Origin of the sequence: Aquimarina atlantica (assembly GCF_000626715.1) — a bacterium.
In the GTDB taxonomy this organism is placed as follows: Bacteria; Bacteroidota; Bacteroidia; order Flavobacteriales; family Flavobacteriaceae; genus Aquimarina; species Aquimarina atlantica.
Map to the genome: position 1 here is coordinate 267779 of NZ_AQRA01000002.1, position 22941 is coordinate 290719.

18 protein-coding genes are annotated in these 22941 nt (G+C 32.9%); 13 read left to right on the forward strand and 5 right to left on the reverse strand.

Going from position 1 to position 22941, the window contains the following annotated elements:
* Positions 1 to 23 precede the first annotated feature (23 nt).
* The 3 genes from ATO12_RS05630 to ATO12_RS05640 all read left to right on the forward strand — a co-directional run bounded on the left by ATO12_RS05630 (position 24) and on the right by ATO12_RS05640 (position 2396).
* On the forward strand, positions 24 to 779 hold the full coding sequence (locus ATO12_RS05630) for a DUF4097 family beta strand repeat-containing protein (protein ID WP_034239936.1): 756 nt from the start codon (positions 24 to 26) through the stop codon (positions 777 to 779).
* A gap of 34 nt (positions 780 to 813) precedes the next feature.
* Positions 814 to 1527 (forward strand): DUF4097 family beta strand repeat-containing protein, encoded by a 714-nt coding sequence (locus ATO12_RS05635; protein WP_131248779.1) that lies wholly within the window; start codon positions 814 to 816, stop codon positions 1525 to 1527.
* A 266-nt stretch (positions 1528 to 1793) separates the two neighbouring features.
* Complete coding sequence (locus ATO12_RS05640; RefSeq protein WP_034239941.1) at positions 1794 to 2396, forward strand: lipoprotein signal peptidase; 603 nt, start codon at positions 1794 to 1796, stop codon at positions 2394 to 2396.
* Between the two features lie 14 nt (positions 2397 to 2410).
* Here the strand turns inward: ATO12_RS05640 and ATO12_RS05645 are convergent, their stop codons facing one another.
* From ATO12_RS05645 to ATO12_RS05665, 5 genes are all read right to left on the reverse strand, one after another.
* The gene (locus tag ATO12_RS05645) at positions 2411 to 2812 is read right to left on the reverse strand and encodes a response regulator (RefSeq protein ID WP_034239944.1); all 402 of its coding nucleotides are present in this window, start codon (positions 2810 to 2812) and stop codon (positions 2411 to 2413) included.
* Positions 2813 to 2879: 67 nt separating this feature from the next.
* Positions 2880 to 3449, reverse strand: coding sequence for a 5-formyltetrahydrofolate cyclo-ligase (locus ATO12_RS05650; protein ID WP_034239946.1), 570 nt, complete (start codon positions 3447 to 3449; stop codon positions 2880 to 2882).
* Positions 3442 to 4422 (reverse strand): succinylglutamate desuccinylase/aspartoacylase family protein, encoded by a 981-nt coding sequence (locus tag ATO12_RS05655; protein WP_034240446.1) that lies wholly within the window; start codon positions 4420 to 4422, stop codon positions 3442 to 3444. The genes ATO12_RS05650 and ATO12_RS05655 overlap by 8 nt, the downstream gene beginning before the upstream one ends.
* A 4-nt stretch (positions 4423 to 4426) precedes the next feature.
* Positions 4427 to 5299 (reverse strand): 30S ribosomal protein S6--L-glutamate ligase, encoded by an 873-nt coding sequence (gene rimK, locus ATO12_RS05660; RefSeq protein ID WP_034239948.1) that lies wholly within the window; start codon positions 5297 to 5299, stop codon positions 4427 to 4429.
* A complete protein-coding gene (locus ATO12_RS05665) occupies positions 5299 to 5727 on the reverse strand; it encodes an ATP-dependent zinc protease family protein (protein WP_034240449.1) in 429 nt (142 codons plus the stop codon). The genes rimK and ATO12_RS05665 overlap by 1 nt, the downstream gene beginning before the upstream one ends.
* Before the next feature lie 165 nt (positions 5728 to 5892).
* Here ATO12_RS05665 and uvrC point away from each other — a divergent pair, with 165 nt between their 5' ends.
* The 10 genes from uvrC to ATO12_RS05715 all read left to right on the forward strand — a co-directional run bounded on the left by uvrC (position 5893) and on the right by ATO12_RS05715 (position 22712).
* Positions 5893 to 7692 carry an excinuclease ABC subunit UvrC gene (gene uvrC / locus ATO12_RS05670; protein ID WP_034239951.1) on the forward strand — a complete coding sequence of 600 codons (1800 nt, stop codon included), beginning with the start codon at positions 5893 to 5895 and terminating at the stop codon, positions 7690 to 7692.
* A gap of 2 nt (positions 7693 to 7694) precedes the next feature.
* Entirely contained in the window at positions 7695 to 9977 is a 2283-nt protein-coding gene (locus ATO12_RS05675) for a patatin-like phospholipase family protein (RefSeq protein ID WP_117590004.1), read from the forward strand.
* A gap of 179 nt (positions 9978 to 10156) precedes the next feature.
* The gene (locus tag ATO12_RS05680; protein ID WP_034239953.1) at positions 10157 to 11314 is read left to right on the forward strand and encodes a homogentisate 1,2-dioxygenase; all 1158 of its coding nucleotides are present in this window, start codon (positions 10157 to 10159) and stop codon (positions 11312 to 11314) included.
* A 186-nt stretch (positions 11315 to 11500) separates the two neighbouring features.
* Entirely contained in the window at positions 11501 to 12640 is a 1140-nt protein-coding gene (gene hppD, locus ATO12_RS05685) for a 4-hydroxyphenylpyruvate dioxygenase (protein ID WP_034239956.1), read from the forward strand.
* A 207-nt stretch (positions 12641 to 12847) separates the two neighbouring features.
* Positions 12848 to 13840, forward strand: coding sequence for a fumarylacetoacetate hydrolase family protein (locus ATO12_RS05690; RefSeq protein ID WP_034239958.1), 993 nt, complete (start codon positions 12848 to 12850; stop codon positions 13838 to 13840).
* Between the two features lie 488 nt (positions 13841 to 14328).
* The gene (locus ATO12_RS05695) at positions 14329 to 15108 is read left to right on the forward strand and encodes a DUF3108 domain-containing protein (RefSeq protein ID WP_034239960.1); all 780 of its coding nucleotides are present in this window, start codon (positions 14329 to 14331) and stop codon (positions 15106 to 15108) included.
* A complete protein-coding gene (locus tag ATO12_RS05700) occupies positions 15108 to 16073 on the forward strand; it encodes a tryptophan 2,3-dioxygenase family protein (protein ID WP_034239963.1) in 966 nt (321 codons plus the stop codon). Before ATO12_RS05695 ends, ATO12_RS05700 begins: the two co-directional genes overlap by 1 nt.
* Positions 16074 to 16085: 12 nt before the next feature.
* Positions 16086 to 17348, forward strand: a complete 1263-nt coding sequence (locus ATO12_RS05705; RefSeq protein WP_034239972.1) for a peptidoglycan DD-metalloendopeptidase family protein — start codon at positions 16086 to 16088, stop codon at positions 17346 to 17348.
* A 3-nt stretch (positions 17349 to 17351) separates the two neighbouring features.
* Positions 17352 to 18998 (forward strand): glucose-6-phosphate isomerase, encoded by a 1647-nt coding sequence (gene pgi / locus ATO12_RS05710; RefSeq protein ID WP_034239975.1) that lies wholly within the window; start codon positions 17352 to 17354, stop codon positions 18996 to 18998.
* 459 nt (positions 18999 to 19457) lie between these two features.
* The gene (locus ATO12_RS05715; protein ID WP_034239978.1) at positions 19458 to 22712 is read left to right on the forward strand and encodes a TonB-dependent receptor; all 3255 of its coding nucleotides are present in this window, start codon (positions 19458 to 19460) and stop codon (positions 22710 to 22712) included.
* Positions 22713 to 22941: the final 229 nt, after the last annotated feature.

Below are 22941 nucleotides of genomic sequence, written 5' to 3' on the forward strand. Positions count from 1 at the left end.
ATTCAATCAAAAAACAAATAATCATGAAGAAAATAGCAATCGCATTACTAGTATTTATAGCAGTAGGAAATCTAACTGCACAAGATTACAAACACTCTCTACAAGGAATCAAAAAGGTAAAAATAGCCTCAGAATCTGGAGTTATAGCAAAAACTCACAGCCAAAATGAAGTATTAATCAAAGGAGAAGGAAGAGAAACTCCCGAAAAAGCCAAAGGTTTAAAAGCGGTATATTCTGGCGGAAGCGATAACACAGGTATAGGAATCTATGTTCAAAAGGAAGGAGAAACCCTTATCATTAGAAACCTTAAAGGTATGCATAGTGAAACCTTAGAGATTTATCTCCCAAAAGAGATCAACATTACTACAGAAAGTAGTAACCTGGGAAGCTTATCTTTTAGCGGGTTTTCTTCCGAAATAGAAGCAAGAACCAATGTAGGAGGTATTACATTAAAAAATGTTACTGGCCCTATTGTAGCTAAAACTGCAACTGGTGAAATTAATATTGTATTCGATAAAGTAAGTCAAAGTTCACCAATTTCTATTGTATCTGCTACGGGAGCAATCGACGTAAGTCTGCCATCTAATACTCCGGCAAACTTAGAATTAAAGACTTCTATGGGAGAAATTTATACCGATTTTGATATAAAATTCCCTGTTGAACATAAAAACATGAAGGTAATTAGTGGTAAAAGAGCTATCAATACCCAAATAAATAATGGTGGAGTTGATATTACACTAAGGTCATCTACAGGAAATATTTACCTGAGAAAAAAATAATCGAGGTCATCAATTAATCAAAAAAACAACGAACATGAAAACTGTATTAAAACTCATCCTGCTGTGTTTTGTTTCATTACAAATGCAAGCGCAAAAAGTAATCCAAAAAGAACTTACCACTTCTGCTGATCTAATCAAAGTAGAATTTAAATTTGCCCAAGACATTGTTATCAAAACATGGGATAAAAGCAACGTATCATTAAAAGCCAATGTAAGTATTAATGGCGGAGAATTTGACGACTATTTTAACTTAAAAATAAACAATACCTCATCTGTTCTTGATATATCATCAGATTACGGTGATCTATTCGACAAATGGAAGAAAGAACGTGGATCAAACAGTAAAAACAATTGGGGTCCTTGCAATAATTTAGACATTGATGCTACATATACCATGTATCTTCCCAAAAATTCTACCCTAAGAGTAAAAAGTATCTCTGGAAATGTTGAGTCTGAAAACTACCAAGGAGAACTAATTGTAGATATCATTAGCGGAAATATCGATATCAAAAACTATAACGGAGATCTTAATCTTAAAACCGTAAGTGGTGATATTGATATTAATGTCTCAAAATCCAGATTAAAAGCCGAAACGGTTACCGGAATGATTTATTCTGATAAAGACATGAAATTTGATCATGGTAAAAATAGGATAGTAGGAAGTAAAGTAACAGGTACTTTTGGGGATGCAAGAAGCGAATTAAAACTAGGAACTGTGAGTGGTAGCATATTCATTAGGAAACAATAAAATTATAATTACTTAGGTATAGAAAAAGGTTAACCATCTCAAGCATTTTATAATGAGATGGTTAACCTTTTTTATATAGTTGGTACTGATAAAAGCATTTAGGAGAATAAAATGATAATAAAAAAATCGAAGAAACCTTAATAAATAAGAGGGATTTACTCTATTTACACATTCGAATTTGTCTTTCGGACTCTGCAAATTTGAGATTCACTAATAAAACACTATTTTTGTCCGTCGCTTTTAGCACCCAAGCAAACTAGTACTATATGTCCTTAAAGAAATCTATTTTAGTTATAATTTTAGTGTTACTTATTGATCAGATCACCAAAATTTATATTAAAACTCATTTTAATCTTCATGAAAGTGTAGAGGTATTTGGTTGGTTTCGTATCATATTTGTAGAAAACAAAGGCATGGCCTGGGGATTTGAACTTCCTGGAAATTACGGGAAACTGGTTCTTACTCTATTTAGATTGGTGGCTATCACCGGAATAGGATATTGGCTATACGATTCTGTTCGTAAAAATAGCCCCACTATCCTTACTTTTTGTATTGCATTGATTTTTGCCGGTGCTTTTGGAAATATTATCGATTCTATATTTTATGGTATTCTATTTAGTGAAAGTACTCCTGTAGAGATTGCAAGTTTTTTACCCGAAGGCGGTGGTTACGAAAGTGTTTTTTATGGTAAGGTAGTCGATATGATTCAGTTTACTTTCTATGATGATATTTTACCAGATTGGATTCCGTTTATGGGAGGCAAACATTTTTCATTCTTTGATCCTGTATTTAATATTGCTGATTCTGCAATAAGTATTGGTGTATTCTTATTGATTGTTTTTAATAAAAAAGCATTTCCAAAAAAATAAATAGTAGATCCTGATTAGATCAATATCCTCTCGAAGTCATCCAACGTAATGGGTTTGGTAAGATAATCTGATACGATATCAATAGATTTGGCGCGTTCTATATCCCTGGAGTCTATTGAAGAGCTTACTACATAAAGGTCAATTTTTTTTCTAATTTGATCTTTGATTTTAGAGAATGCATTCAAAAACTCCCAACCATCCATTACTGGCATATTAAGGTCTAAAAAGATAATCTGTGGTATCTCTTCGTTTTCTTCTTGCTGTAAAGATTGTAGAAAAAAATCTAAAGCTTCTTTACCATTGTTAAAAACTAAAACAGATTCTGATAGTTTTTTTAGTTCAATGATCTTACTTATTAGATTAATATAAATAAGGTCATCATCAATGATACAAACGCTTTCTATATTTTGGGGCATTTTTATAGAGTACAAAATTAAAGATATTGAAATATACAAAAGTATTTCTTAATTCAGGAAACCCAATTTATTTCTTAATCGAATATACTTTTGTTGGAGTAACACAAAAATCAAGCGGTATATCTGCAGTAGTTACATTTTCTATTTCTTCTTCAGCAGAAAAAAAAGAAAGACCAATTTTTAATGTATTCGGATTACATTTTGCCAAAAACTTATCATAAAATCCTTTTCCGTAACCTACTCGATTTCCACTTTGATCAAATGCCAGTAACGGTACAAAAACGACTTCTATTTTATCTTCAGGAATCGGGATTCCATCAACTGGCTCAGGAATTCCCCAAGAATTTACTTTTAATGCAGTAGTATCTGTGAGCAAAAAATGCTGTAATGTATTGTCCTCAAAATTACTTTTTGACACAATTACATTTTTATCTTTTCCCAGAAGAATATTCAACAAAAATTCTGTATTGATTTCTTTCTTTTGATGAATTGATAGAAAAATATGATAATACGACTTTTCCCAAATAGACAGCTCGAGTAATTGGTTTGCTATGTCGATACTTAAATTCTCAACTTCTTCGTTACTTAACTGTGATCTAAGGGTTTTATATTTGGTACGCAGTTCTTTTTTATTCATTTACTAATTCTTTGGTTATACGAAAAATAGCATCTCCTTTATATACAATTGAGGATTCGTTTACATTTATCACATATCCTTCATTATTTGCTTTAACTACATGTCTCATCTTACCATAAGGATCTGTAATTGTTGCCATAACCTCTCCTTTTTCTATATGTTTACCAATGGGCACTTTAATATGTAATAAACCACTATATTTTGCGCGCATCCATACACTTTTTACAACAATTTTAGTATCAAAATCTCGAACCGGAGCTTCGAATTCGGTTTTGAGCATCCCCAGGTAGTCCAATATTCGCATGGTTCCCTGCACTCCTTCTCTTGCTATCTCTTTGCTACTGTTTTGAGATTTCCCTCCTTCAAACAACAATATATCTTTTCCCTTCTTGGCACAGGTAGCTCGATATGATCCTTCTAGATTCCTGGAAAAAAGAGTAAATGGAGCATTAAAAATCTTTGCTAATTCTATCAATCTTTCATTTTTGGGATCTACTCTGATATGCGGAGCATTAAATCTACTGGCACCCCCGGTATGAAAATCTAAACAAAAATCTGCTGCTGGTAAAATATCATTTATAAATTGATAGGCAAAACGACTGGCTAGAGATCCATTTTTGGTTCCTGGAAAAACCCTGTTAAGATCTCGACCATCGGGAAAAAAACGATCCATACTTAAAAACCCAAATACATTAAGTACGGGGATACATATAATACTACCTTTTGCAGGCTTATTGATTTTTCTAGCAATGATTTGCCTCACAACTTCTACTCCGTTGATCTCATCTCCATGAATTCCTGCTGTAATAAGTACTGTAGGGCCTGGTTTTTTTGATCTCTCTATGATAATTGGTATTTCTACTTTGGTAGAAGTATATAACTTAGCTATATTAAAATTTATAGTTGTACTCGTACCAGGTAGTACTTCTTTACCAAGAATATTAAGTATATTTTTTTCTGTTACTTTGGTCATTGTGTTATAAACTTCTTTCAATATAACGAATAATGGTTTTTGCGATATCTTTTCCTGTAGCATTTTCTATGCCTTCTAATCCGGGAGAAGAGTTAACTTCGAGAATAAGAGGCCCTCTATCACTTTGTAGCAAATCTACACCTGCTACACCCATTTTTAAAGCTTTTGCCGCCTTTATAGCTGCTTGCTCTTCTTCTTCACTAAGGGTAATTACTGATGCGCTACCTCCTCTATGTAAATTAGATCGAAACTCACCTTCTTTTCCTTGTCGTTTCATAGCTCCAACGACCTGTTCATCAACAACAAGAACTCTAATATCTGCTCCTTTGGCTTCTTTTATAAATTCTTGTACAATTACACGAGCCTGCAACCCATTAAAAGCTTCTAACACAGATTCTGCAGCTGTCTTGGTTTCGGCCAATACAACTCCTAACCCTTGAGTACCTTCTAGCAATTTAATAATTAGAGGGGCTCCCCCTACATGAGATATTACTTCCGAAACATCTTTAGAATAATTGGTAAATACAGTTTTGGGAAGTCCCAATCCTGCTTTAGATAATATCTGTAAACTTCTTAGTTTATCTCTCGATTGTAGTAATGCCTGTGACTTAAGTGTGGTAAATACATTCATTAACTCAAACTGGCGTACTACTGCAGTCCCATAAAAAGTGATAGAAGCTCCAATTCTGGGAATCACAGCATCTACATGATCTAATTTTTTACCTCGATAATAAATTTCAGGCTTTTGTTTTTCAATAATGATATCACAATTAAGAGGGTCTATCACCTGTACATTATGCTTGCGCTTTACTGCTGCTTGAACCAAGGCATTAGTAGAATACAAACTCGCACCACGAGACAAGATTTTAATGTTCATTACAAATTTTGATTATAAGACTGATTTTCTAATTGGGGGTCAACTAAAAATTTACCGCTTAAAAATTTGCGTCCAATCAATACCGGAAAACGCATATCATCGCGGGAAGATAATGTAAGGGTTATAGGGTAGGTTTTACCAAATACAATAATCTGTGTCCTAATGGCATATCGCATTTCTACTTTTCCATTATTACTTTTTACTGCTGTAATATCGTAATTTTTAAATGTAAATTTTTTACCATTATATTCTGAATGCGTTGCATCAAGAAGACTGCATTGCAAAGTTTGATCAATCTCTCTTATATCGATACAATGAATAGATGAAGTATATACCCCTGTATCGATTTTGGCATCGATACCTTTTAGCTCTAAAAGAGGAAAATCCACTTTATCAATTCTACCGATTATTTTCTTTTCTTTCTCCAAAAGATATGATTGATATTGGCTACTAATGTAATAAAAATCAATAAGCATTGTAGTACATCCTCTCTATTTAATAGAAAACCATAACACAAACGGTAATTAACAAAAATTTAAACTCCTAATATTTGCATTACAATTCAGGTAAACCCTTAACTTTACCATTAGAATATGCAAGAAGCTACTTTAGACATACAAATTAAAATATTACCTACCAGTCCGGGAGTATATCAATATTATGATAAAGATGACACATTACTTTATGTAGGAAAGGCAAAGAATCTAAAAAAAAGAGTCTCTTCTTACTTTACCAAAAATCATGATAACTATAAAACTAAGGTTCTTGTAAAGAAAATTCATACCATAAAACATATTGTTGTCGAAACAGAAACAGACGCTCTGTTACTAGAAAACAATCTGATTAAAAAATATTTGCCTCGGTTTAATGTCATGCTCAAAGATGATAAGACATATCCATGGATTTGCATCAAAAAAGAGCGTTTCTCAAGGATATTTCTTACTCGTAATCTTATCAAAGATGGCTCAGAGTATTATGGCCCTTATACTTCTGTAAAAACAGTACATGTGCTTTTAGACCTTATCAAGGAACTTTACCAGCTTAGAACATGTACTTATGATTTATCTCAGGAAAAAATAAATAACGGAAAATATAAAGTTTGTTTAGAATATCATTTGGGTAATTGCAAAGGGCCCTGCGAAGGATTACAGGATGAAAAAGAGTATCTCGAAAACCTTGAGGCTATTCGTCAAATTGTGAAAGGAAATTTTAAGGATTCTCTAAATCGTTTTAAGAATCAAATGATGATACATGCAGAGAAAATGGAGTTTGAAGATGCCCAGCGAATTAAGGAAAAAATACAAATACTAGAAAACTATCAGGCAAGATCAACTGTAGTGAATCCTAAGATAAGTAATGTTGATGTGTTTTCTATCATATCAGATGAATCCTATGGGTATATAAATTTTCTTCAACTGTCCTATGGCGCTATAATTAGATCTCACACTACAGAAGTTAAAAAGAAATTAGACGAATCTGATAAAGAACTTTTAGAACTTGCTATTATCGAACTTCGTCAACGTTTTAATTCTACCTCTAAAGAAATATTTGTTCCTTTTAATGTAGAAGTAGGAGAAGGTCTAAAAATCACAATCCCGCAATTAGGGGATAAAAAAAAGATCGTAGATTTATCTTTAAGAAATGCAAAATACCACAGACAAGAACGTTTTAAGCAAATCAAGATCATGGATCCTGATCGGCATACAAAACGTCTGATGGCACAAATGAAAAAAGACTTAAGGCTACCCGAAGAACCAAGACATATCGAATGTTTTGATAATTCGAATATTCAAGGAACTAATCCTGTTGCTGCCTGCGTAGTATTTAAAAATGGAAAACCCAGCAAGAAAGAGTATAGAAAGTTTAATATAAAGACAGTAGAGGGTGCTAATGATTTTGCTTCTATGGAAGAAGTTGTATATCGACGTTACAAACGATTAACCGAAGAACAACAACCTTTGCCTCAACTAGTAATTGTAGATGGAGGAAAAGGACAGCTTTCTTCGGGATTAAAGGCTCTGGATAAATTAGGCTTAAGAGGAAAAATAACCATTATTGGTATTGCCAAACGACTAGAAGAAATTTATTATCCAGGAGATTCTATACCTCTATATTTAGATAAAAAATCAGAATCCTTAAAAATCATACAACATTTACGAAATGAAGCGCATCGATTTGGAATCACATTTCATAGGCAAAAAAGAAGCAAAGCTGCTTTAGATACCGAATTAGATTTAATTCCTGGGATTGGAGAAAAAACCGTTATAGAATTATTAAAAACCTTTAGATCTGTAAAAAGAATAAGTGAAGCTTCTAAACGCGAATTAAGCGAAGTGATTGGAGATTCGCGCGCAACCAAAGTGTACAATTATTATCTTTCTAAAAAAGAATAAGCGTGGCCAGACACAATACATTAAGATTTTTTTTATCTGGGATACTACTTTTAGTGTTTCTCATTCCTGATATAATTTGGTCTCAAGAAAAACAACCCTTAGAGATTCATGATGATCCCGCTATAGAAGATCTAAAAATAGGATTAGTCTTAAGCGGAGGTGGTGCAAAAGGACTTGCTCATATTGGCGCTCTAAAAATAATAGAAGATGCGGGAGTACGTATCGATTATATTGGTGGTACCAGTATGGGAGCTATTGTAGGAGCTTTGTATGCTTCTGGATATCGCGCAGCAGAACTCGACTCTATCTTTAGGGCTGTTGATTTTGATGCATTTATACAAGATGAGCTTCCTAGAAGTGCCAAAACTTTTTATGAACGAGAAGATTCAGAAAAATATGCCGTAACCCTTCCTTTTGATAAATTTAAAATCGGTTTACCCAAAGGGTTATCTAAGGGGCAGAATTTTTATAACCAATTCTCAAGATTCACAGCACATGTAAGTGAAGTACGCGATTTTAATAATCTTCCAATCCCCTTTTTCTGTATGGCTACTAATATTGAAACCGGAGAACAAGTACTTCTGGATAAAGGATATTTGCCCGATGCTGTAGCCGCCAGTGGTGCATTACCTTCTGTTTTTAGCCCTGTAGAATTAAATGGAATCCTAATGACAGATGGAGGAGTCACCAATAACTACCCTGTTAAAGAAATTAAAGAAAAAGGAGCCGAAATAGTTATAGGGATTGACGTGCAAGATAGTTTAATGTCTAGAGACCAACTAACTTCGGTAACCGATATTATGCTTCAAATCAATAATTTCAGAACTTATGAAGCTATGAAAAGTAAAGTTTCTGAAACAGATCTGTATATTAAACCTTCGATAACAGATTTTTCGGTAATATCTTTTGATCAGGTTGATCAAATTATTGCTAATGGAGAAAAAGCTGCATTTGCAAATTATGAAAAGCTCAAGGCACTTGCCATGCGTCAAAAACCTAGACCAACTCCTCCTGCAATTGCTAAAAATTCAGAAAACATATTAGTCAGCAGTATAGCTATTTTGGGAAATGAAAGATATACAAGAGCTTATATCAAAGGGAAGTTAAAACTAAAAACCCCTAGAATTACAACGTACAAAAAGTTGAATGAAGGTATTAACAACTTATCTGCAACAGGAAATTTTGATCGTGTAAGTCATAAGCTTATTGATACAAAAGAGGGGAAACATCTAATACTTAATGTAAAAGAGAGTGACAATAAAATGTTATTACGTTTTGCGCTTCATTATGATGATCTATATCAAACCGCAGCCCTAATTAATGTTACCAGAAAAAGCCTATTATTTGACAATGATGTATTTTCTGCCGATGTAGCCTTAGGTGATAATATTCGTTATAACCTGGATTACTATATTGATAAAGGTTTTTATTGGAGTACCGGAATAAAATTTCGTTATACTAATTTTAAAAAAGCAATTGATTTTGATTTTATAGGAAGGTTTGGAGAAATCCCAGATTTAGATATTAATACTATTGATGTAGACTATGCCGACTATAATGCGCAAATCTATGCAGAAACCTTATTACAACAAACCTTTTCTGTTGGCTTGGGTGCAGAATATAAACGCCTTAGTATTATTTCTGAAACATTTGGAGAAGATGAAAATCAAATTCCGAGAACTGTATTTGATGATAGTGATTATTGGAGTGCGTTTGGGTATATCAAATTAGATACATATGACAATAAATATTTTCCGAAACGTGGATTTTTATTTGAAGGCGATATTCACACTTATCTTTTTTCCTCTGATTTTACAGAAAGTTTTGATGAATTCTCAATTACCAAAGCACAACTAGGTTTTGCTACACCTTTATACAATGCTCTTTCTATGAATATTAGCCTGGAAGCAGGTACTAAAATTGGCAATACATCACTTAATTCTCTCGATTTTCTACTTGGAGGTTTTGGCGCTAAAACTATTAATAATCTGGTTCCTTTTTATGGTTATGATTTTTTAGGAATGACAGGACAAAGCTTTGTAAAAGCTTTACTATCTATAGATTATGAGATATTTAAAAAGAATCATATTAACGCATCTGCCAACTTTGCAAATGTAGGCAATAAACTATTTAGTACCGGGAAATGGTTTGAAGATCCAGAATTTTCTGGATATGCCTTGGGGTATGGCCTGGATACCTTTGCAGGACCAATACAGGTCAAATATTCTTACTCTCCAGAAATAGACGAAAGTAACTGGTTTTTTAGTGTCGGTTTTTGGTTTTAAAAAATTATACTGCGAAAGAATAGAAATATTTACGATATTTGTAATGTTATGAACTTGTTTTGGCAGGATTTATTATTACTACTACACTACCTTATTAAGCGAAATCCCGAATAAGGTAGAGCCCCTATTTATTATTGTCTTATTAAAAAAAGTAGTTAATATTTTAAATTTGCAACATCATGCCTTTTTATCATACTCTTGGAGAAATCCCTCCAAAACGTCACACCATCTTTAAAAAACCTGATGGTAATTTATATTATGAACAATTATTTGGAACAATCGGTTTTGACGGAATGTCGACCAATTTATACCATTGTCATAGACCAACACAAGTAAAAGAAATTAAAGGAAGCTATAGTGTAGCTCCCAAAGTAGCAATAAAAAATAATATCAAATCTTATAGATTTCACGGCTTCAAAGTCAATCCAGAAAAAGATTATCTACAAAGCAGAAAAAATGTATTAACCAATAGCGATGCAAGTATTATTTTATCTGCTCCACAGGAATCTACTTCAGATTATTTCTATAAAAATACTGATGCCGATGAATTAATTTTTATTCATCGTGGAAGTGGAAAATTTCGAAGCCACTTAGGTAATCTGGATTTTAAATATGGAGATTATATATTAATTCCCAGAGGAACTATTTACAAACTTGATTTTGATACTTCTGACAATCGTTTGTTTATTGTAGAATCAAGAAGACCAATTTATACGCCAAAAAGATACCGCAACTGGTTTGGGCAATTACTAGAACACTCTCCTTTTTGCGAGCGTGATATCAGAGCTCCTTATGAATTAGAAACTAATGATGAAAAAGGAGATTTTTTAATTAAGGTAAAAAAGCAGGACGAAATTTTTGATATGATCTATGCTACACACCCATTTGATGTAGTAGGATATGATGGATTTAATTTTCCTTATGCTTTTTCAATACACGATTTTGAACCTATTACTGGTAGAATACATCAACCACCACCAGTGCACCAAACATTCGAGACCGATGCTTTTGTAATTTGCTCTTTTGTACCAAGATTATATGATTACCACCCAGAAAGTATTCCTGCACCCTATAATCATAGTAATATAGATAGTGATGAAGTGTTATACTATGTAGATGGTGATTTTATGAGTAGAAACGATATTGATGCAGGGCATATTTCCTTACATCCTGCAGGTATACCACACGGTCCTCATCCCGGGGCAGTAGAACGAAGTATTGGAAAAACCAAAACTGATGAATTAGCTGTTATGGTAGATACCTTTAAACCTCTTATGGTTACCGAAGAAGCTATGAAAATAGCCGATGAAGATTACCATAAATCCTGGCTTGAGTAACTATTAGAAAATGTTTTATAACCAAAATAGCTTTAAAAAAGATAATTTGTCATGCTAAATTACAGGAAAGATATTACAGCGCATCTAAGAGCCATGTGGTAATGTTTTTAAACTAACCGATTCGAGAAAATTACAAATACCTTTTTCTCACTGATTCATTTTTTAACTATATTATTTAAAAACATTATGTCGACCAATATAACACCTCAGAACTTAGAAAAAATAGTTCCTCAAGCAGAAGATTTTTTGCCGCTATTAGGAACAGATTATGTAGAACTCTATGTAGGTAATGCTAAACAAGCTGCCTATTATTACCAAGCAGCATGGGGTTTTCAAATTATAGCCTATTCCGGATTAGAGACAGGACGCAAGGATAGCGTTTCTTATGTATTACAACAAGATAAAATACGATTGGTTCTCACTTCTCCTCTACAACCAGATGGAGATATTAACAAACATATCAATGCTCATGGTGATGCTGTAAAAGTTGTTGCTTTATGGGTTGATGACGCTACCAAAAGCTATGAAGAAACCGTAAAACGAGGCGCTAAATCTTATATGGAACCCACCGTTGAAGAAGATGAAAACGGTCGTGTTGTATTCTCAGGAATCCACACCTATGGAGAAACTGTACACGTTTTTGTTGAACGAAAAAACTATAACGGAGTATTCTTACCTGGGTATATGGCCTGGAACAAACCATACAAAACAGAAACTACTGGTCTTAAATATATAGATCATATGGTGGGTAATGTAGGATGGAATGAGATGAACAAATGGTGTGAGTTTTATGCCAAAGTTATGGGATTTGCACAATTAGTATCTTTTGATGATAAAGATATTTCTACAGAATATACAGCCTTAATGAGTAAGGTAATGAGCAACGGTAACGGGCGTATAAAGTTTCCTATAAATGAGCCTGCCGAAGGAAGAAAAAAATCTCAAATTGAAGAGTATATTGAGTTTTATAATGGTGCCGGAGTACAACACATAGCACTAGCTACCGATAATATTATTGAAACTGTTTCTGCTCTTCAGAATCGAGGAATAGAATTCCTTACTGTCCCAGCTAGTTATTATGAAACTGTTTTGGATCGAGTTGGTGAAATCGATGAAGATCTTGCACCACTTAAAGAATTAGGAATTCTTATCGATCGGGATGATGAAGGGTATCTACTTCAGATTTTTACCAAACCAGTCTTAGATCGCCCAACAATGTTTTTTGAAATTATACAGCGTAAAGGAGCTCAATCCTTTGGTAAAGGTAATTTTAAAGCATTGTTCGAAGCCATCGAAAGAGAACAAGAACAAAGAGGTACATTATAAAATAGCTTAACACTATATTTTAAGAAAATAGATTTATTATTTTCTTGCCATATTATATATACCAATTACTTAAAACTCATCTTTTAAGTTGGTATATATAATCTATGGTATAATATTTCTAAAAATCAAACAAAAGTTTCTCATAAAAATGATTTCCCTTAAATGAAATTTCATAGAGGTCATTAAACTTTTAAGAAAAACAATACAATGAAATTAGCAACAATAAAAAATAATAGCCGAGACGGGCAACTAGTTGTAGTAAGCAGAGATCTTACCAAAGCTGTAAAAGTTCCTGAAATTGCTCATACCATGCAGGAAGCCTTAGATAATTGGGATGATATTTCTCCTAAACTAGAAAAGGTGTACGATCAGTTACAAAACAATACACTATCAAATACTTTTGATTTTGATTCGAAAGAAGCAATGGCTGCCATCCCCAGAGCATATCATTGGGCAGATGGTAGTGCTTATGTTACTCATGTAGAACTCGTAAGAAAAGCAAGAAATGCCGAATTACCAGAGACGTTCTGGACCGATCCCTTAATGTATATGGGAGCTTCTGATGCATTTATTGGAGCAAATGAAGATATTAAAATTGAAAAAGAAGAATGGGGAATAGATTTTGAATCTGAAGTTGCAGTAATAACAGATGATGTTCCTGCTGGTGTAAATGCAGAAAATGCGCAAAAGCATATTAAACTTGTGGCAATTATTAATGATGTTTCATTAAGAAATTTAATCCCTAACGAATTGGCTAAACAATTTGGGTTTTATCAATCAAAACCATGGACTACATTTTCTCCAGTAGTAGTTACACCAGACGAACTAGATGATGCCTGGAGTAATGCCAAAGTACATCTGCCATTAATCTCTACGCTAAATTCTAAAGTTATAGGATCTCCTAACGCAGGAATAGATATGACTTTTGATTTTGGTCAATTAATTGCTCATGCAGCCAAATCAAGATCTTTAATGGCTGGATCTGTAATAGGATCTGGTACTGTTGCAAATCAAGGTAGCCCCAATGGATCAAGCTGTTTGGCAGAAGTTAGATGCTTAGAAATTATAAAAGACGGGAAACCATCTACTCCTTTTATGAGTTTTGACGATCGTATCGAAATCGAAATGAAAAATAAAAAAGGAGAGACTATTTTTGGAAAAATAGATCAGGTCGTAAAACAATACGATCCTATAAATTAGATAAATTGTGGGTTTGCCTTTTTTAATTAAAAACAAATCAGTCTATACTTGCGAGAAGTGATATCAAATCTCATCTCGAGGCTATGAAGTTTCTGGTTAAAAAAGCAGCTAAAACATACTCTTTTTTATTGATTAAAGCTTTTTTTGATTTTTGTGAAAAATGCATTTTTCACAGCAAACGATATAAACTTTTGTTAAATTTCATAATAAAAAAACGTTTTCGTTTGATAATTATTCAAAAAAAGTCCATTTTTGCAAATATAGGTGGAGTGGTTACTGCCTATATCTAAAACAATAATTATTCTCATAATTTAAGTTTTTAGTTGGTTAATAAAAGTAAAGAAGAGAGCTGTGGTGGCTCTCTTTTTTTTGTTTATATTTTTAGATTAGATAACAACATTCATTTTTATCTCTTCATATTAAATAGTATTTTTGGAATGGATATTGTAATTAATTAGATATATTAAATAATAACAATGCCCTAAACTATGAAAAAGTACATCATAATATTGTTTTTGATAACAAGTATAGTTCCTACTTTTGCTCAAGATAGCCATAAAGCATTTGATTCTGGAGAATGGTTTAAGTTTAGAATTCATTATGGCCTTTTTACCGCTAGTTATGCTACACTTGAAATTAAAAAAGAACAGTTAAATGGGAGACCAGTACATCATATAATTGGTACAGGTAAATCATCTGGTTTTTTAAGTGTCTTTTTTAAAGTAGAAGATTATTATGAAACTTATATTGATATCGATAGAGTAAAACCATATCGTTTTATTCGAAAAATAAATGAAGGAGGACATACCAAGAATATAGAAATTAACTTCGATCATAATGAAAACAAAGCATTAGTCTTCAACAAAAAATACAATACAAAAAAGTCTTATCCTATACAATCTGATGTACAGGATATGATGTCTTCTTTTTACTACTTGCGTAATAATATTAATACATCTTCTCTAAAAAAAGGAGACGAACAGTATGTAAATATGTTTTTTGATAATGAAAGCTATCGTTTTAAGTTAAAATTCTTAGGACGAGAAGTAATTAAAACCAAAATGGGTAAAATTGCATGTTTAAAATTTAGACCTTATGTTCAGGCAGATAGAGTTTTTAAAGAAGAAGAAAGTATGACTGTATGGGTTAGTGATGATGACAATCGAATGCCTGTAAGAATAAAAGCTGATATTCTTGTTGGTTCGATAAAAGCAGATTTAGATGCGTTTAAAGGACTTAAGCACCCATTTAAAATTATAGTAGATTAATGAATGAATCTATACAACCAGAGATTGCAGAAAAAATAAAGCAACTAGAAAAAAAATTTAAAAATTCTGGCCAGGATTTAGGATCATATTTAGATGGCCTGCTTCATGATCGATATTTAACCTATTGGGACTATATACATTTGGATACTTTATTAAGTTTACAAATCCCTAGAACACATTTTCCCGATGAAGAAATTTTCATCACTTATCATCAAATTACAGAGCTCTATTTTAAACTCATTATACACGAGCTAAAGCAAATTATTGATGATAAATTACAAAATGCAGCGTTTTTTACTGCTAAAATCGATCGAGTAAATCGTTATTTCAGAGTTTTGATCAATTCTTTTGATGTCATGATTAGAGGAATGGACCGAGAACAGTTTCTTAAATATCGAATGTCTCTTCTGCCTGCAAGCGGTTTTCAATCTGTGCAATTCAGGTTGATCGAGATATATTCGACCCCTCTGGCAAACCTCGTGAGCACCAAAGAAAGAAGTATGTTTTCTGAAAAAGATGCTCTAGAAGAAGTATTTGAACATCTATATTGGAAATCTGGTGCTACCGATAAAGAAACTGGCGAAAAAACACTTACACTTAAGCAATTCGAATATCGATATACACCAAGAATGATGCGTATTGCTCACCAAGTACAACACAGCACTATTTTTCATAAATACCTCGAACTACCAGAAAAAGAGCAAAATAATGTGCTCCTTATCGAAGCATTACGTACTTTTGACACTAATGTGAATGTTAATTGGTTATTAATGCACATGGGTGCAGCCTATAGATATCTCAATAAAGAGAAAGGTGAAGTTTTGGCTACGGGAGGAACAAACTGGAAAAATTTCTTACCTCCAAGTTTTCAAAGGATTATGTTTTTTCCTAATCTTTGGACCAAGGAAGAAAAAGAAAACTGGGGTCAACAATGGGTCACTCATCAATTTAATACCGCAAAATAAAATAGTCGTCAGTTGAAGCAAATAGGTTATTTACTACTTATAGCAGTAGTAGTATTTTCATGTAAGAAAGAAAAAAAAGAAGCAAAAATTATTGTTCCCGAAATTGTCGAGGAAGAAAAAACACCTCCTGTTATAACCGAATTTGGTTATGTCCTAAATGATTTTAACGTTGTTAAAGACACTATTCGTCCCGGAGATAGTTTTGGTGCTATCATGGATACTCATGGTATAAGCAGAACTAGAGTATTCGAGATTACCAATACAATTAAAGACACTTTTAATGTAGCTAAGATTCAGGCCGGAAAACCTTATATGCTTCTTAAATCAAAAGATACCACAGAAAAAGCACAGGTGTTTGTATATCAAAATAATAAAATCGATTATACTGTAATCGATTTTAGAGATAGTATCATTGCCAAAAAAAACAAAAAACCGGTAACACTGGTTGAAAAAACTGCTTCTGGAATTATAAACAGTAGTTTAATGCAGACATTTGATGATATGGACCTTAATTTTCTGGTTGCATATAATATGGCAGATATTTATGCCTGGACTATTGATTTCACAAGATTACAAGCCGGAGATAGATTTAAGGTAATTTATACTGAGAGATTTATTGATGACACTATTCCTGCCGGAGTTGACCAAATTAAAGCATCATATTTTGAGCACAGAGGTAAACCAATTTATGCTTTTAGGTTTATGGATGATTCTATCAATAATTCTGTTGACTATTATGATGAGGAAGCTAATAATTTGCGTAGAGCATTTCTTACCGCTCCAGTTAAATTTAGTAGAATTTCGTCTAGATATAACCTTAAACGTAGAATCAAATACTATGGCTATAAAATAAGACCACATAGAGGTACTGATTTTGCAGCTCCTATAGGCACTCCTATACTAGCCACCGCAGACGGTATTGTAACCAAATCCGAACGCAAAGGTGGAAACGGCAAGTATGTAAAAATAAGACATAATGCTACTTATGATACTCAATATCTACACATGAGCAGGCAAGCTGTAAAAGTGGGTGAATTCGTAAAACAAGGAGATGTTATAGGGTACATTGGAATGACAGGTAATACAGGAGGTCCTCACGTATGTTACAGATTCTGGAAAAACGGAAAAGAAGTAGACCCATTCAAACAAGATTTACCGGCTTCAAAACCATTAGCCGACAGTCTTAAACAAGGATTTTATAACCACATCGAACCATTAAAGACCGAACTAGACAGTATTTCTTTTACACCACAAAAACCACTGGAAATTTTATAAATCATGACATTACCAACTATTAACCCAACCACCACAAAAGCCTGGGAAGCATTACAATCTCATTATGAAACTATAAAAAAAACACATCTTAAAGATCTTTTCAAACAACATCCAGATCGTGCTACTGCTTTGTCGATTGAATGGAAGGATTTTTACGTAGATTATTCTAAAAACAGAATAGATGAGACTACAAAAAAATTGTTATTAGATCTTGCCAGAGAAGTAAAACTTGATGAAGCTATACAACATTATTTTGATGGAAACACTATCAATGAAACAGAAAACAGAGCCGTTCTACACACTGCTCTTAGAACACCATCGACACATCAAATTACCATTGATGGTAAAAATATAATTTCAGAAGTTACAAGTGTAAAAGAAAAAATAAAGTCCTTTAGTCATCAGGTTATTTCAGGAAATCTTAAAGGATATACAGGCAAAAATTTTACCGATATTGTAAATATTGGTATTGGAGGGTCTGATCTTGGTCCTGCTATGATTACAGAGTCCTTAGGGTATTATAAAAATCATCTTAATCTACATTTTATTTCTAATGTAGATGGAGATCATGTTCATCAAAACTTAAAAAATTTAAATCCAGAAACTACTTTATTCGTAGTTGTATCTAAAACTTTTTCTACTCAAGAAACGATATCTAATGCTACAACAGCAAGAAATTGGTTTACCAAAAATGCACCAAAAGAAGCTGTAGGAAATCATTTTGTAGCTGTATCGAGTAATATTTCTAATGTAACTAATTTTGGGATCGCAGAAGAAAATATCTTTCCACTATGGGATTGGGTTGGTGGTCGTTTTTCTTTATGGAGTGCAGTTGGACTATCGATATGTTTATCCATAGGTTATGAAAATTTTGAGGCGCTGCTAGCAGGCGCTTATGAAATGGATGAGCATTTTAAGAACACTCCTTTTGAAGAAAATATTCCGGTAATTTTAGGAATGCTTAGTATATGGTATAATAATTTTTTCAACGTAGAAAGTGAAGCTATCATCCCATATTCTCAATATTTACATAGATTACCGGCTTACCTGCAGCAAGGTATTATGGAAAGTAACGGAAAAAGTATCGATCGCAATGGCAACTCTATTAATTACCAAACGGGTACGATTATTTGGGGTGAACCAGGCACCAATGCCCAGCACGCCTTTTTTCAATTGATTCATCAAGGGACAAAATTAATTCCTGTAGAGTTTATTGGCTTTAAACACTCACTATTTGGAGATCAGGACCATCAAAATAAATTAATGGCCAACTTTTTTGCACAAACAGAAGCTTTGATGAATGGCAAAACACAAGAAGAAGTGCTTCAGGAATTAAATGCAATAAATACTTCTGAAAAAACACTAAAAAAACTAGTGCCTTTTAAAGTATTTGCAGGTAACAAACCTACTACTACCATTTTAATTGATACCCTTACTCCTAAAAGTCTAGGAGCATTAGTATCTATGTATGAACAACGTATTTTTGTTCAGGGTATTATATGGAATATTTTTAGCTATGATCAGTGGGGTGTAGAATTAGGTAAGCAATTAGCTTCTACCATTTTATCCGAAATCAATAGTCATGAAGTTAAAGAACATGATTCATCAACAAATGCACTTTTACAACGGTATTTAAAGAAATCTGAATAATAAATCTGTTTTCAGAAAATAAAAAACAAGTTTTAAATCAATTTGTAATCATAAATTGATTTAAAACTTGTTCTCTTTTTGGCACTAGTAATATGTTAACACTAATATATTTAGCGTCTATTTTTCAAGCTTTAGACGTTTTTTTTATCAAATGTTGCAACATCATGTCAATTTTTAATTAACAATTTCTTAGTTAATAACTTTTTAATATCTTCAATTGATTAATAATCAATATGGTACAAAAAAAAATTATCTTAAAAACTATAATACAAATCTGCTTAAAATTTAACATTTAAATAAACTATGCATGCATAAAGATTCGTTCTTTTGCGAAGATTATTAACTCTATCAATTATTTACGAAACTGGATACGATTTAAATGATTTTTAAACCTTTTAGTATCATTATTTTAATCGTTAAGAGTTTCATGAGACAATTAAAAACTATTAAAACACACTCATGAAAAAGATTACATTTTTATTTGTTGTAATCCTTATGGCAGTCGTTGGGGAAACGTTTGCGCAAGGGGTAACTAAATCTTCCATTAATGGTAAGATAACTGATAATACAGGACAAGCTCTTCCTGGTGCCAATGTAGTTGCGATCCACACTCCATCTGGAACAAAATATGGTGCAATTACCGATTTTGATGGCTTTTACAGAATAGCAAATATGAGAACTGGTGGACCATATAAGGTTACTATCTCTTATGTTGGTTTTAAGGATTATGTAAAAGACAATACTTTTCTTCAATTAGGAGACTCGCAAAATATAAGCACTCAAATGATTGAAGAAGCTAGTGCACTTGAACAAGTTATAATTACGGTAACAAACAATAGTGTTTTTGATTCTGGTAAAACAGGTACAGAAACTACGGTAACAGAGAGGCAAATTAATTCTTTACCTTCGGTATCAAGATCTGTTGCCGACTTTGTAAGAATTACTCCTCAAGCTCAAATAACTGAAGGAGACGATGGTTTTTCTGTTTCTTTAGCTGGGCAAAATAATAGATACAATGCTTTATATATTGATGGAGGTGTAAGTAATGATGTATTTGGTCTTGCTGGATCAGGTACTGATGGTGGTCAGACAGGGGTAAACCCATTCTCAATAGATGCAATTGAAACTTTTCAAATTAACATAGCCCCTTTTGACGTAAGACAGTCAGGATTCTCAGGGGGTGCTATAAATGCAATCACTCGATCAGGAACAAATAACATAGAAGGATCTGCCTATACGTATTTTAGAAACGAAAGTCTTTCAGGAAAAACTCCTCCAGATTTAGTAGGAACTGGAGAGTCAAGAGAAAAATTATCTGATTATTCTGCAAAAATTTACGGAGCTCGTATTGGTGGTCCAATCATAAAAGACAAATTATTTTATTTTGTTAATTATGAGAGAGAAGAACAAGAAACTCCACAGCCATTTAACTTTAGTAACTATCAAGGAAATGCTTCTTTGGCTGATATTCAAGGGCTATCTAATTTCTTACAGACTACATATGGTTATGATACTGGTGGGTTTGACAATAACACAAGAACATTAGACAGTGATAAATTAACTGTTAAATTAGATTGGAATATTAATGATAACCATCAATTAAGTGTAAAGCACAATTTTGTAAAGGCTGATAATTTAGAAGCAAGAAATAGTGGTAACAGAAATATTGGTTTTATTAATGGTTCTGAGCTTTTTAAAAGTACTAAAAATGAAACTACTTTAGAATTTAGTTCGTCTATAGGAAACTGGGCTTCTAATAACTTACTTGTTGGTTATAAATCTGTAAGAGATGATCGTGACCCTTCTGGTAATCCGTTTCCAACTGTTGATATTCGCGATGGTGGAGGAACAATCTCTTTTGGAGCAGAACCTTTTTCTACTGCAAACCTATTAGATCAGGATATTGTTAATATAGCCGATAATTTCGAGATTTATAGTGGTAGACACACCGTAACCATAGGTACCCAACATGAGTTCTCAAAAATTAAAAATTTATTTTTCGCTTTTAACTATGGAGATTACACTTTTAATAGCTTAAGTGATTTCTATAATGGTATTATTGATGAATATCAAAAAGGGTACTCTCTAGTAGGTGGTACTGCTGTAGGTGATGAGTCTTCTGGAGCATCAGAATTTAAATTATACCAACCAAGTTTTTATGTTCAGGATGAAGTAAGTGTAACCGATAATTTTAAACTAACAGCTGGATTAAGAGTTGATGTTCCTATTTTTGATGCGGGTGCTGAAAATGCTGATTTTAATGATAGAACTATCCCTCTTCTTGAAGCTGCAGGAAAAGATCTTCAAGGAGCAAGAGTAGGTAAAAAAATAAGACCTTCCGCACATTTATCTCCTCGTGTTGGATTTAACTGGGATGTAAAAAATGACAAGACTACTCAAATACGTGGTGGTTTTGGTATTTTTACTTCAAGAATCCCATTAGTATGGCCAGGTGGTTCATACAACAATAATGGTATTACTGGTGGATTTACCGGTGGATTTAATCTAGATCCTTCTACAATAACTTTTAACCCAAATGTTAATCAACAGCCGGTAGCCGTAGCACCAGGAACCGGAGAAACAGCAGGAAATGTCGACATTTTCACTCCTGATCTAAAATTACCTCAGGTAATGAAATACAATATAGCAATTGATCAAAAATTACCACTTTGGGGATTAATTGCTAGTGCAGACTTTTTATACACAGATGTTATTACTAATATTTACTATCAAAACTTAAATATTCGCGGACCAGAAGGAACTTTAAATGGTGCTGATAACAGACCATATTACAGTGATAGTTTTGGAGATCGAATCGATAACACTTATGGAAGAATAATTCTTGGAACTAATACTGGTGAAGGATTCTCTTATAATACATCTTTTACCCTAAGAAAACCTTTTGATAACGGATTTCAGGGAAGTGTATCCTATTCTTATGGTGAATCAGAATCTATTTTTGATGGTACTTCTTCGCAAAACAGTTCACAGTGGAGAAATATTCAAACGGTAAATGGTAAGAACTCTAACATCCCAAGATCAAGATCTGATTTTTCTCAAGGGTCTCGTTTTTCTGCTAACGTTAGTTATGAAAAAGAGTATCTAGGGTTTATGAAATCAACAATTGCATTGTTTTATGAAGGTACACAAGGTGCTCCTCACTCTTTTGTTTATAGAGAAGGTAGAGATCTGTTAAATGATGATTCTAGGGATAACGCTCTTATCTACATCCCTTCAAACGCAAGTGAAATTAATCTTGTTCCTTTTAGAGATGATGACGGAAACATAATCCCGGGATCTGCAACTCCTGCAGAACAGTGGGCTGCATTAGATGCTTTTATAGAAGGAAATGATTATTTAAGAAAAAGAAGGGGTGGATATGCAGAACGTAATGGAGACAGAGGTCCTTGGAGTCATGCTATTGATTTAAAATTCTTACAGGATTTTTATATCAACACTGGCGACAAGAAAAATACGCTTCAGCTTTCACTTGATATTTTCAACTTTACTAATCTTTTAAATAAAGATTGGGGAAAACGTAAATTTATCCCTGGAAATGTTGCGTTAATTGAAACCGTAAGAGGTGGAACAGCAGATCCTGAGTTTACCTTTGACGCTAGTTCTTTTGAAGACGGAATTGAACAAATAGATGATAACGGTCTTCAATCATCTAGATGGCAAATGCAAGTAGGATTACGTTATATATTCAATTAAGAGAATTTATAAAAACAAATATCAAAAACCTCATTCGATTTTCGAATGAGGTTTTTTTATGCTCTTAACTTCTGATCTTTAGTATTTTCCATATCTAAACAAATAATAAACCATCACAAAAACCGTTGTAAAATTCTGATATTAAAATACTTACAATGGTTTTATTTTTTTTTCAAAAAAAACACTGTTTTTTTGTAAGTATCCCTATATGATAACGACAGTACAAAAT

Bases quoted from the DNA above. Each gene is read 5' to 3' on its own strand.
- ATO12_RS05630 (WP_034239936.1), top strand. From the start codon at position 24: ATGAAGAAAATAGCAATCGCATTACTAGTATTTATAGCAGTAGGAAAT.
- ATO12_RS05635 (WP_131248779.1), top strand. From the start codon at position 814: ATGAAAACTGTATTAAAACTCATCCTGCTGTGTTTTGTTTCATTACAA.
- ATO12_RS05640 (WP_034239941.1), top strand. From the start codon at position 1,794: ATGTCCTTAAAGAAATCTATTTTAGTTATAATTTTAGTGTTACTTATT.
- ATO12_RS05645 (WP_034239944.1), bottom strand. From the start codon at position 2,812: ATGCCCCAAAATATAGAAAGCGTTTGTATCATTGATGATGACCTTATT.
- ATO12_RS05650 (WP_034239946.1), bottom strand. From the start codon at position 3,449: ATGAATAAAAAAGAACTGCGTACCAAATATAAAACCCTTAGATCACAG.
- ATO12_RS05655 (WP_034240446.1), bottom strand. From the start codon at position 4,422: ATGACCAAAGTAACAGAAAAAAATATACTTAATATTCTTGGTAAAGAA.
- rimK (WP_034239948.1), bottom strand. From the start codon at position 5,299: ATGAACATTAAAATCTTGTCTCGTGGTGCGAGTTTGTATTCTACTAAT.
- uvrC (WP_034239951.1), top strand. From the start codon at position 5,893: ATGCAAGAAGCTACTTTAGACATACAAATTAAAATATTACCTACCAGT.
- ATO12_RS05680 (WP_034239953.1), top strand. From the start codon at position 10,157: ATGCCTTTTTATCATACTCTTGGAGAAATCCCTCCAAAACGTCACACC.
- hppD (WP_034239956.1), top strand. From the start codon at position 11,501: ATGTCGACCAATATAACACCTCAGAACTTAGAAAAAATAGTTCCTCAA.
- ATO12_RS05690 (WP_034239958.1), top strand. From the start codon at position 12,848: ATGAAATTAGCAACAATAAAAAATAATAGCCGAGACGGGCAACTAGTT.
- ATO12_RS05695 (WP_034239960.1), top strand. From the start codon at position 14,329: ATGAAAAAGTACATCATAATATTGTTTTTGATAACAAGTATAGTTCCT.
- ATO12_RS05700 (WP_034239963.1), top strand. From the start codon at position 15,108: ATGAATGAATCTATACAACCAGAGATTGCAGAAAAAATAAAGCAACTA.
- pgi (WP_034239975.1), top strand. From the start codon at position 17,352: ATGACATTACCAACTATTAACCCAACCACCACAAAAGCCTGGGAAGCA.
- ATO12_RS05715 (WP_034239978.1), top strand. From the start codon at position 19,458: ATGAAAAAGATTACATTTTTATTTGTTGTAATCCTTATGGCAGTCGTT.